Annotated in this window: 9 protein-coding genes; 6 read left to right on the forward strand and 3 right to left on the reverse strand. The window is 30.2% G+C overall.

Annotated features, from left to right (window positions below; genetic code table 11):
* Positions 1–24 precede the first annotated feature (24 nt).
* Positions 25–1,164 (forward strand): Card1-like endonuclease domain-containing protein, encoded by a 1,140-nt coding sequence (locus CLVI_RS11930; RefSeq protein ID WP_106060355.1) that lies wholly within the window; start codon positions 25–27, stop codon positions 1,162–1,164.
* A gap of 38 nt (positions 1,165–1,202) precedes the next feature.
* Here CLVI_RS11930 and CLVI_RS11935 read toward each other — a convergent pair whose 3' ends face one another.
* Complete coding sequence (locus CLVI_RS11935; RefSeq protein WP_106060356.1) at positions 1,203–2,090, reverse strand: phosphatidylserine decarboxylase; 888 nt, start codon at positions 2,088–2,090, stop codon at positions 1,203–1,205.
* A gap of 276 nt (positions 2,091–2,366) precedes the next feature.
* Between CLVI_RS11935 and CLVI_RS11940 the strand changes: the two genes are divergently transcribed.
* The 3 genes from CLVI_RS11940 to CLVI_RS11950 all read left to right on the forward strand — a co-directional run bounded on the left by CLVI_RS11940 (position 2,367) and on the right by CLVI_RS11950 (position 5,775).
* Positions 2,367–4,091: a ferredoxin hydrogenase gene (locus CLVI_RS11940; protein ID WP_106060357.1), complete on the forward strand. Its 1,725-nt coding sequence runs from the start codon at positions 2,367–2,369 to the stop codon at positions 4,089–4,091.
* 231 nt (positions 4,092–4,322) lie between these two features.
* Complete coding sequence (locus CLVI_RS11945; protein ID WP_106060358.1) at positions 4,323–5,540, forward strand: NAD(P)/FAD-dependent oxidoreductase; 1,218 nt, start codon at positions 4,323–4,325, stop codon at positions 5,538–5,540.
* Positions 5,541–5,556: 16 nt separating this feature from the next.
* Entirely contained in the window at positions 5,557–5,775 is a 219-nt protein-coding gene (locus CLVI_RS11950) for a YuzB family protein (protein WP_106060359.1), read from the forward strand.
* 49 nt (positions 5,776–5,824) lie between these two features.
* Here the strand turns inward: CLVI_RS11950 and CLVI_RS11955 are convergent, their stop codons facing one another.
* Positions 5,825–7,420 (reverse strand): ABC-F family ATP-binding cassette domain-containing protein, encoded by a 1,596-nt coding sequence (locus tag CLVI_RS11955; RefSeq protein WP_106060360.1) that lies wholly within the window; start codon positions 7,418–7,420, stop codon positions 5,825–5,827.
* A 184-nt stretch (positions 7,421–7,604) separates the two neighbouring features.
* Here CLVI_RS11955 and ybaK point away from each other — a divergent pair, with 184 nt between their 5' ends.
* On the forward strand, positions 7,605–8,081 hold the full coding sequence (gene ybaK / locus CLVI_RS11960) for a Cys-tRNA(Pro) deacylase (protein WP_106060361.1): 477 nt from the start codon (positions 7,605–7,607) through the stop codon (positions 8,079–8,081).
* 177 nt (positions 8,082–8,258) lie between these two features.
* On the forward strand, positions 8,259–8,567 hold the full coding sequence (locus CLVI_RS11965) for a PTS sugar transporter subunit IIB (RefSeq protein WP_106060362.1): 309 nt from the start codon (positions 8,259–8,261) through the stop codon (positions 8,565–8,567).
* 52 nt (positions 8,568–8,619) lie between these two features.
* Here CLVI_RS11965 and CLVI_RS11970 read toward each other — a convergent pair whose 3' ends face one another.
* The gene (locus CLVI_RS11970) at positions 8,620–11,283 is read right to left on the reverse strand and encodes a sigma-54-dependent transcriptional regulator (RefSeq protein WP_106060363.1); all 2,664 of its coding nucleotides are present in this window, start codon (positions 11,281–11,283) and stop codon (positions 8,620–8,622) included.
* Positions 11,284–11,491 lie beyond the last annotated feature (208 nt).

The following is an 11,491-nucleotide window of genomic DNA, read 5'->3' on the forward strand; positions in this document are numbered from 1 at the left end:
AAAAACAAAAAGGATGTTAGTCTTATGGAATTTGATACTTTAATAACTCAGCAGGATCCACATAATGAAATAAATATATTATTAGCTGACAAATTTAAAATAAAAGTTTTAATATATATTATTGCTTCAAAGGATAAAATCAAGATTGAAGAAATAGATAAGTTATTTAGAGAAAAGATTCCTAGCTGCCTGATAAAATATGAAATATCAGAACTTGGAGATATCGAAAAATTAGAAAGTATAATTAGCAATAATAAAAAGGCTCTAGTGAATTTATCTGGAGGAGAGGCAATTAATTCTTTGTTGCTATTAAAGTTGTCTTCAGAATTGAAGATACAGAGTGTTTATGTAGATTTAACAAATAAAAAAAGATATATATTTACAGATAATTACAGAGTAATTAAGAAAGCTCTCAAGGATATGACGATAGATGAGATAATAAGGTCAGCGGGAGGAAATATTACTCAGGATTCATCCGATTTATGTTCTAAAGAAGAAATAATAGAGATAGTAAATGTTATTTCGAGTAATCTCTCTAAATGGCATAAAAATAAGCACAAGTTATATGATAAGAATTGTTTTATACATAATTATAAAGATCCATCTAAAGTAATAGTTAATAAAGAAGCTCTTAAGGAAGAAGAAATTGATTTGGTAAAAAAAGCTTTAAACTATTTTGAAGGAATAGAGGGGCTGGAATATTCTGAGGAACAGAATACAATAGTAGTTCAATTTAAAAATTATTATCTAAAGGGTGCTATTTTTAAAAGTGGTACTTGGTTAGAGGTAATAACTCATTTAGTAATGAAGGAGATTGTGGAAGTAGATGAGACCAGAAGTGGACTTGTTTTTAACTGGAGCAAGGATTCAACAGAAGTAAGAAATGAATTAGATGTAGTTTCCATAAAAGATTCTATACTCATTTGTATTTCATGTAAGGATAGTGAAAAGTATGATGAGGATGCCCTAAATGAATTACAGGTTTATAGTGAAAGATTAGGAGGTACCAATGCTATTAAGATATTAGTTGCAACTAGATCTCCTTCAAAGATACTTATAGCTAGCAGGGCAGAGGAAATGGGCATTTATCTAGTGATTATAGATAATGATATAAGGAAGTTTAAAAATAAATTAGCTGAGATAATAAATAAAGAAGGGCAGTAGCCCTTCTTTTTTAATTTTACATCAAAAATGTGGTGTAGTTACTTTTTTAGACCAATAGTCTCCCCCATAACAACCTTAGTTTCAAAGCCAAGAGAGCTTTGAGTAAAGATATCTTCACAGAGCGTTACTGTATCTTTTTTTATAAATGTTATGGTAGTTGAACCGCCAAATTTAAAATACCCTTTTTCCTCTCCTTTGGATACTTTTTTATCAGGAGTATAGCTTTGTATAATAGTTCCTACGCAAGTAGCACCAACTTCTACATGAATTATATCTCCAAAATTATCTGAGCTAAACTTTGACCATTCCCTTTTATTTTGGCAATAAAGTTTAGGAATTCTTTCAAGTGCCACAGGATTTACTGAGTAGTAAGAACCATTAATAAAATTACTTTTATAAGGTGTACCAGAATCAATAAAATGAAATCTATGGTAATCAGTAGGACAAAGCCTTAGAACAAGACACACTCCACCCTCATATTCGCTAGCAATTTTACTATGACCTAAAAGTTCAGATAAGCTGTAGGTAAGATTCTTAACTTGAACAAGCTTATTCATAGAAATATTATCATAAGCTATAAGTCTACCATCACCTGGAGAAATCAGGGTATTAGTATCCGTATCTATAGGTCTGGCTTCTTTGTTTAAGGTCCTAATAAAGAAATCATTAAAGGAAGTGAAATCGGAAACCTTAGTATTGGCTAAATTAATATCTATATCGAAATCGTCAATAAAGGATTGAATTTTCTTCCTACTATGTTTTGTATCGCAGTACTTTCCATATAATTTTGAAACTAATTTCTTCTTAAATAATAATTCAGTAAAACTTTTACCGATAGGGGACTCATAACACCAATTTAAGTATTTTGCTCCAGCGACTTTTTCTTCCTCATAGGACTTTGTTTGTCTATTATAAAAATTTATCATAGTTACCTCGCTTTTAGATTCTCAATTATTTTTTATAGATAGTATTAATTATACAACTTATATAATTTTATCATACTGTGACTAAGAACAGAATGGTAAATTAATATAAGAAAAATAATATTGAAATATTATGAAAAATTAACATAATATTTCGATTGATAATTTATTAACAATTGTCAGAAAATTAATGATTAGCAATATTTCTATGTTAAACTAAGAGTAAATAAGAATACTATTTTGAAGAAATGCGATTAGTGTATGGAGGTAAGCCAGACTATGAAAAATGTTGTTATTAACGGGGAATCATATGAAGTAAAAGATGGATCTACAGTTATTGAAGCTGCTAGAGACAATGGAGTAGAAATACTTACACTATGTTATTTAAAAGAATGTGGCAATGTGGGTAAATGTGGAGTATGTGCAGTTGAGATAGAAGGTAAAAACAACTTAAGCCTTGCTTGTTTGACAAAGGTAGAAGACGGCATGGTTATAAAAACTAATACGGAAAAGGTACAAGAGAGAGTAAAAATGAGAATTTCTGCTCTGCTTAGTAAGCATGAATTTAAATGTGGACCATGTAGCAGGAAAGAAAATTGTGAATTTTTAAAACTAGTTATTAAATCAAAGGCCAGAGCTACTGAACCTTTTGTAATTGAAGATAGGTCAGAATATATTGATGATAGAAGCAAGGCTATAGTTATAGATAGAACAAAATGTCTTTTATGTGGAAGATGTCAGGCTGCTTGCATTAAGAAAACAGGAACTGGGGCAATAAAAATAGCTAATGTAAATGGTAAGAGAATAGTTACAGCAGAAGATCAAAAATGTCTTGATGATACAAATTGTTTGTTATGCGGACAATGTATTGAGGCATGTCCAGTAGCTGCTTTAAGTGAAAAAAGCCACATAGAAAGAGTTAAAAAAGCGCTGGAAGATCCAGAAAAACATGTAATAGTTGCTATGGCACCGGCAGTAAGAACTTCAATGGGAGAATTATTTAAAATGGGGTATGGGCAGGATGTAACTGGAAAGTTATATGCTTCATTAAGACAATTAGGATTTGATAAGATATTTGATATAAACTTTGGAGCTGATATGACTATAATGGAGGAAGCTACGGAACTTATACAAAGAATAGAAAAGAAGGGACCATTCCCAATGTTTACTTCATGTTGTCCAGGTTGGGTTAGACAAGTTGAAAATTATTATCCTGAATTACTGAAAAATTTATCATCAGCTAAATCACCACAACAAATTTTTGGTACAGCAAGTAAAACTTATTATCCACACATAGCAGATATAGATCCAGCAAATGTATTTACAGTAACTATAATGCCATGTACTGCTAAAAAGTATGAAGCTGATAGACCAGAGATGGAGACAAATGGGTTAAGAGAAATAGATGCAGTATTAACAGCAAGAGAATTAGCTAAACTTATAAAGGCTGCTAAGATTAACTTTGCTAAGTTAGAAGATGAAAAGGCAGATCCAGCAATGGGAGAATATACCGGAGCAGGAGTTATATTTGGAGCAACTGGTGGTGTTATGGAGGCAGCACTCAGAACTGCTAAAGACTTTGTTGAAAAGAAGGAATTAGAAGTTGTAGATTATACTGTCGCTAGAGGTCTTGAAGGCTTTAAGGAAGCGACTATAGATATAGGTGGAAATAATTATAATGTAGCAGTTATAAATGGTGCAGCTAATCTTAAGGAATTCATTGATAGTGGTAAGATGGCTAGCAAAGAATATCATTTTATTGAAGTTATGACATGCCCAGGTGGATGTGTTAACGGTGGAGGACAACCTCATGTTAATAATTTAGATATAGAAAAAATTGATATTAAGACTGTAAGAGCTTCAGTTCTTTACAATCAAGATAAAAATGCAACAAAGAGAAAATCTCATGAAAATGAAGCATTAAAGAAAATGTATGATACATTTATGGGAAAACCAGGTGAGGGAAAAGCTCATGAATTATTACATTTTAAATATACTAAATAATTTGGATTGTTTTATATCTGAATAATAAATAGTCCTATATCTCTAGGGAAGAGTTATCATTATGTGCTGCTTCTCTTCGAGAATAGGGCTATTTTTTCATGTAAAAAGAATAAATAAATATATAAAGAAATGATTTAAATTATACCCTGGAAAATATAGGGAATAATATTAAATTAAAATAGTAATAATAGTATTATAGGCACAAATATTAGAATGAAATGAGAGATGTAGATGACTAAAAGAATTGTAATTGTAGGAAATGGGATAGCGGCAATAACAGCAATTAAAGCAATTAGAGAAATAGATTTAGACGCGGATATATATTTGATAGGAGAAGAAAAATTTTATCCATATAGTAGAATAAGGTTATCCAAGGGCATTTTTGATCAACTTTCTGAAGATAATATACTTCTCCAAAAGAAAGAGTGGTATGAACAAAATGGGGTAAATGTATTTATTAATACAAAGGTAGTAAGTATAAATACAGATAACCTTGAATTATTATTATGTGATGGTAGTAAAGTTAAGTATGATAAATTGTTAATCGTAACTGGATCCAGTAATAATATACCCCCCATTGATGGCATAAATAAGGGAAATGTATATTCATTAAGAGGTCTTAATGATGCTTTAAATATCAAAAGTAGCCTCAATGAAGGAGAACAAATAATAGTTATTGGAGGCGGAATACAGGGATTAGAAATGGCTTGGATACTATATCAGCATGGTAAGAAGGTTGTAATTATTGAATTATTACCAAGGCTTATGCCACGTCAATTAGATGATAGAGCCTCTGAAATATTAAAGAATATAATACAAGATTATGAAATTCAGATATTAACTAATACAGGAGTAAAGAAAATAGTAGGGAATTCTAAGGTAGAAGGAGTTCTTATAGATGAAAAAATAGAATTAAAATGTAATATGGTTATTTACTCCACAGGAATTAATCCTAATAAGGAATTAGTTTCAAATACTAAAGTAGAAACAGCAAGAGGGATAATAGTAGATAATAAGATGGAAACTAATATAAAAAATATTTATGCAGCAGGAGATATTGCCGAATTTGATAATGCAATAATTGGATTATGGAATATTGCAATAGCACAAGGCAAAGTTGCAGGCTATAACATTACAGGTAAAGAAACTATATATGAAAAAATAACTCCAGTAACAACCTTAAATGCTTTTGGGGTTTCATTATTTTCTATGGGATGTATTGATGAGTTAAGGGCTACAAAAGTGTTAGTAGACGAAGGTATTAATAAAAAGAGTTACAAGAAAATATTTGTAAATAATAATAAAATCATTGGTGCAATTGTTATAGGAGATATGAAAAGATCACCTCTTCTTAAATCTGCAATAGAGAAGGAAATAATATTAGATGAGGTTAATTTGAGAAATATATCGGTAGAAGAGTTATTAGATAAATTAAAAAATAATAAATAATAATTGAGGTAGAAAGATGACAGAAATAAAATTTTGTGAGAATAACTTTACTTTTGGAACAGAGGAAACTATGAATAAATTAAAAGAGAATTTTAATGATGCAGATGTATCAGTAGAATCATGCCTAGGATATTGTGGAGATTGTGCAGTAGGACCGTATGCTTTAGTAAATGATGAATTAATTCAGGCAGAAACCGCTGATCAATTATATGAGAAAATAAAAGATATGATGTAAATAACAAAAAAAAGTTGGATTCTAGAAGAATCCAACTTTTTTTATACTACTATTTATTTGAAGCAGCAAGCTTTAAATATTCATCATAAGGCATAGTTTTATCAATGATAGAACCATCATCCTTAATTTCAATTATTCTAGTAGCTATAGTATCAATAAATTGTTGATCGTGAGAAGCAAATAATAGATTGCTGCTATAGTCTTGTAATCCATTATTTACAGCTGTTATTGATTCAAGATCAAGATGGTTAGTAGGTTGGTCTAGTATTAATACATTTGCATTTGAAAGCATCATTCTAGATAACATACATCTAACCTTTTCTCCTCCTGATAATACATCAGCTTGTTTTAATGCTTCTTCTCCAGAGAATAACATTCTTCCAAGGAAACCTCTTATGTAACTTTCTGCTTTTTCATCAGAATATTGTCTTAGCCAATCTACTAATGATAAGTTACAGTCAACAAAGTATTTAGAGTTATCATTAGGGAAATAAGACATTGTAATGGTAACTCCCCATTTAGCTTCCCCACTATCTGGCTCTAGTTCACCAGCTAATGTTTTCAATAATGTTGCTACTGCAATTTCATTACCTATTATAGCAATTTTATCACCCTTAGTAACATTGAAGCTTATATTATCTAAAACCTTAACTCCATCAATAGTCTTTGAAAGGTCTGTAACAGCAAGTATTTCATTACCAACTTCTCTTTCAGGTTTAAAGCCTACAAAAGGATATCTTCTGCTAGAAGGTTGAATATCATCTAAAGTGATCTTATCCAATAACTTCTTACGAGAAGTAGCTTGCTTAGATTTAGAAGCATTAGCACTAAATCTTGCGATAAAGTCTTGAAGTTCCTTAATCTTTTCTTCCTTCTTCTTGTTTTGGTCTTTTGACATTTGAAGAACTAATTGACTTGATTCATACCAAAAGTCATAGTTACCAACATAAAGTCTAATCTTACCAAAATCAACATCAGCCATTTGAGTACAAACTGAATTTAAAAAGTGTCTATCATGGGACACAACTATAACTGTCCCCTTAAAATTAATCAAAAAATCTTCTAACCAGTTAACTGATTTAAGGTCTAAATGATTAGTAGGCTCATCTAGTACTAAAACTCCAGGATTACCAAAGATAGCTTGAGCGAGTAGAACCTTGATTTTTTCAGAACCACTAATTTCAGCAACCTTCTTAAAGTGAGCTTCAGTCCCTATTCCTAAACCTTGTAATAATGAAGAAGCTTCAGATTCAGCTTCCCATCCATTAAGTTCAGCAAATTCTCCTTCTAATTCAGCAGCCTTTATACCATCTTCATCAGAAAAATCAGGTTTTGCATATAATGTATCCTTCTCGTTCATGATTTGATATAATCTTTCATTACCCATTATTACTGTTTCAAGAACTTCAAAATTATCGTATTGATAATGATCTTGTTTTAAAACAGACATTCTTGTATTAGGTGCTAAAGTAACATCCCCTGTATTAGGTTCAATATCACCAGATAAAATATTTAAAAAAGTACTCTTTCCAGCTCCATTTGCGCCTATAACACCGTAGCAGTTACCAGGAATAAACTTTATATTTACGTCTTCAAATAATTTACGCGCACCATATCTTAAACTAACATTTGACACAGATATCAATATTTCTACCTCATTTCATATTTTTTTAGTCATTTAACCATTATATCATATAATGAAGCAATAAGAGAACCATGAAGACAAACTTAACGGAAGAGTTTATTTACAATTTTGTAAGTTTAGTGTTAAAATCAAGTTAATTAATGGAGTTAAAGCCCTAGGGGCTGAATTACAGGAGGAAAATGTAATGCAAAAAACTAATGCAATGAGATTTTTAGATAAGAATAAAATTCCTTATAATACATATTCCTACGAGAATAAAGATGGCAAAATAGATGGAGTGGCCGTAGCAGAAAAGATAGGCAAAGGTGTTGAATGTGTCTTTAAAACTTTAGTTGCTCAAGGGCAATCTAGAGAACTATATGTTTTTGTAATACCAGTTAATGATGAACTTGATTTAAAGAAGGCAGCCAAAGTAGCTGGAGAAAAGAAAATAGAAATGATCCATGTGAAGGATATAAATAAGCATACAGGATATATTAGAGGCGGATGTTCACCTTTAGCGATGAAAAAATTGTATAGAACCTTCATAGATATATCTGCTGAAGAACTTGCTAATATGATATTTAGTGGGGGGAAAATCGGGGTTCAAATTGAGGTTAAACCTAAGGCAATAGCAGATTCTATTGGGGGAAGGTTTGAGGAATTAAAATTAAAAGTTTAGAATTGGCACATTGGTGTATCCATTTGCAAGGAAATTGCGAGTTAGAGTAGATAGCAGAATAGTTGGAGAATAAAGAAAGGTATAAAATGATATTTTATGTTTAAGAATTATAAGTATTAGGATATAATAGGAATATTATTATTAAGTTAATTAAGTTAATTTTAAGGAGGTATGAATATGATAAAAATTAGATTGTTTTGTGATACTTCAATATCAACAAGAGAGTTAATAGATAATATGCGAAAGGCTGCAAGGAATAAGAATTTAGAAGTGGATATTGAAGCCTATCCCAAGGAACAAATTTTCAAAAATCTAGAAATTATGAATATTGCTCTATTAGGACCCGAACTTACATATGAATTTCCGAAAGTTAAGGCAATATTTGAAAAAAAGCAAATTCCAATTGATGTAATTCCTGGCCCAGATTATAGTGATTTAAATGGATTTGCAGTATTAGAATTAGCATTAAAGCTGTATGATAAATAAAATATGAAAAAGCAAAGGGCAATATAAAGTTGCACCTTTGCTTTTTATTTTATCAATCCTTCAAGAAAAAATTTATTATGTAGCATATTTCATCGTCTGATGAATCTACATTATATCTTTGACAAAAGTTTTCGAAATATGGTTTTACAATATTATAAAGATCAATATTATCTGATATATAAATTCGTTTATGAGGATAATCTGTTAATGGTGTATTATTTTTAAGCCTTCCAATAACAAATGATAAATGAAGAATTAATCCTATTGTAATTTCCTCTGATAGCTCCACCTTAATTTGATCTGTTAATTCTTTTAAAAAGGTAATCACATCATTAAACAGTTTATTAGCATCTATATTTTTTATGTTTTCATCAATTATTTGAGGAATAGACAACATTGTAGCTCTCATGTCCACAATCTTTTGTATTTTATTCATTATACTCATATTAAAAACATCATTCATACTATATTGTATTAAGTTAATATCAACAGGGAATGAAGAAATAATAAATAATATCTCATTCTCCTTTTGAATACTAAGTATTTCTTGCTTAAAGGAATTTTTATTCAAACATGTTAAAGGAATTATTTCAAATAAATTCTTGTCATATCTAAGCGTACTATTTAAAAAACTTTTAATAGCAACAGATCCGCCTTCACCAGTTAAACAAGCTGTAATAATAACCATTTTTCTATTATTCGAAGTAGTAGTAAGGGCATTTTTATGGGTTTCAATATAGGAATTTACCATAAGAACATCTTTATAAATACTTTCAAGTGAAGAGCCAAGTAAAGCTTTTCTAGTAGCTTCTAGTACATGGAGAGTAGAGACTAGAGAAATAACTTTTATATTAACATTAAATTCTTTCTGGATTACATCTGCAAAAGTTGTAAGAGATCCCATATCAACTAAAAGAAGGTAACCAGCAGCGGAAGCATTTTCTTTTACTACCTTTTTTAAGTTTTCTAGTATAGCAGAAGGTGCTATATCAAGGGGAGCATTAATAGCTATGACATAATCCTCACCTAATAGTCTATTAGCAACATCAGCAATGGAGGTTGCTGTTGATTCTCCATGAGCAATAAGTATAATTTTTACCCTATCAGTATTCTCATTTTCCAAAGAATGTTCAGGCACTAAGAATAAAGTTAGATAACCAGCTTCGTCCATTGGAATTGGTCTATTAATATAGGATTCTATAATAGTCTTAGCCTCTAATGCTACAGAAAATTCATTAGGATAAAGTTCTTTTATCCTTGATAAATGAGGATTTATAATAGTCTTTTTATTATATATCCTATTTACTAGAGTATTAATATGTAAAACAAAAGGGGTATAAATATCGGTAAAGGATCTATTTAAATGGGTAGTTATAAAATCCATAACCTCATCAGCACATTTAAGTATGTCATTATCTACAATTGTTAGTAAATTTTTTCTGTTAAGCTCATCTGATACTCCAGAAATGTGTTTTTGAAAATATTTAGAAATATCCTTATCAAGGATATTCTCAATTTCTACATCCGAAGTACTTTGAGACTTCAATTCAGCAAGCTTTCGTTCGATAAAATCGTAGATATGATTATATCCTGTGTTAAAAATTTGATTACCTTCCTTAGAAGTACCAGAAAACTTAAAGTATTCTATTTCTTCCCCTACTAGAGTATTCCATAAAACTCTATGTTCTCGTTCTTTATAAAGTCCTTCCTTAATATAGGGAGGAAGACTTCTACTAGATATTCGTACATCCTTTGCTGAATTAGTTAAAAATTCTGAGTATGCTTTTGCACAAATTAGCTGAATATCATTTTTTAATTGGCCTATATTATTTGAACAATTATATGATAATAATGCACGAATAGAATTTAATGATACATATACCTCTTGATTTAAACGAACACTCTCATATTTGAAAAAGTTCTTTATTAGATACAATCTTTCTTCGAAAGTCCTATCACTAAGAGCTGGAATGGTTATTACAATAGGAATTCTTCTAGTAAAAGTATTTAATAATGTAGAATCAGGATTCTCAGTTGTTGCAGCTATTATTAATACATCAGAAGTTCTACTTTCTGAATCTCCAAGGCGTCTAAATTTATTACTATCTAAAAATATAAAAAGGGCTTCTTGTCCTTCTGGAGGGAGTCTATGAACTTCATCTAAAAAGAGAATCCCTCCATTAGCCTGTTCGATTAAACCTTCTTTATCTACGTCACAGCCAGTATAAGCTCCTTTCTTCACTCCAAAAAGTTGAGAGGTAAGAAGCTGTGGATTATTACAATAGTCAGCACAATTAAAGGTAATGAAAGGAGATCCTTTTGGTTTCATATTCATTGCTGTTGCATAATCATACATTAAAGAAGCAAACATGGATTTACCAACTCCGGTTTCTCCAAGGATTAAACAGTTCATACCATTAGGAGGGTATAGTATAGCAGCCTTAGCTTGTTTAACAGCATCATTAAGACTTATATTATTTTCATATAATTGATCTAATTGAGCTAAAGGATTAGATAAGCTACTCGTGGTCTCAAGAAAAAATAATACAGGCCTACCACTTGATTTATTTACTTTACCTTCTTTATATAGAGCATTTAATTCATGGCTTACATTAGCTCTAGACATATCTAAAAGTTCAGATAAAGTTTTGGCATCAATCCCATCAACGTAATTCAATTCTACAAGTTTCTTCATTATTATATCTATACATTTCATTTTCAGTACCTCCAAATGGTAAAAGTATCTTTATGAAAATGATATCATCTAAAATTTTGCTAGTCAAATAATATAATGTTTAAGATTGAGTCAAGTAAAAGTGGGCAACTATTTTATTATCCATTATTTTACAGTATATATTTATAACTTCCCTTAAGCATTTTTACTCTTAATTGTAACTAATATCTCCAAATCCTTTTAATCCACA

This window comes from Clostridium vincentii, assembly GCF_002995745.1.
GTDB lineage: Bacteria > Bacillota > Clostridia > Clostridiales > Clostridiaceae > Clostridium > Clostridium vincentii.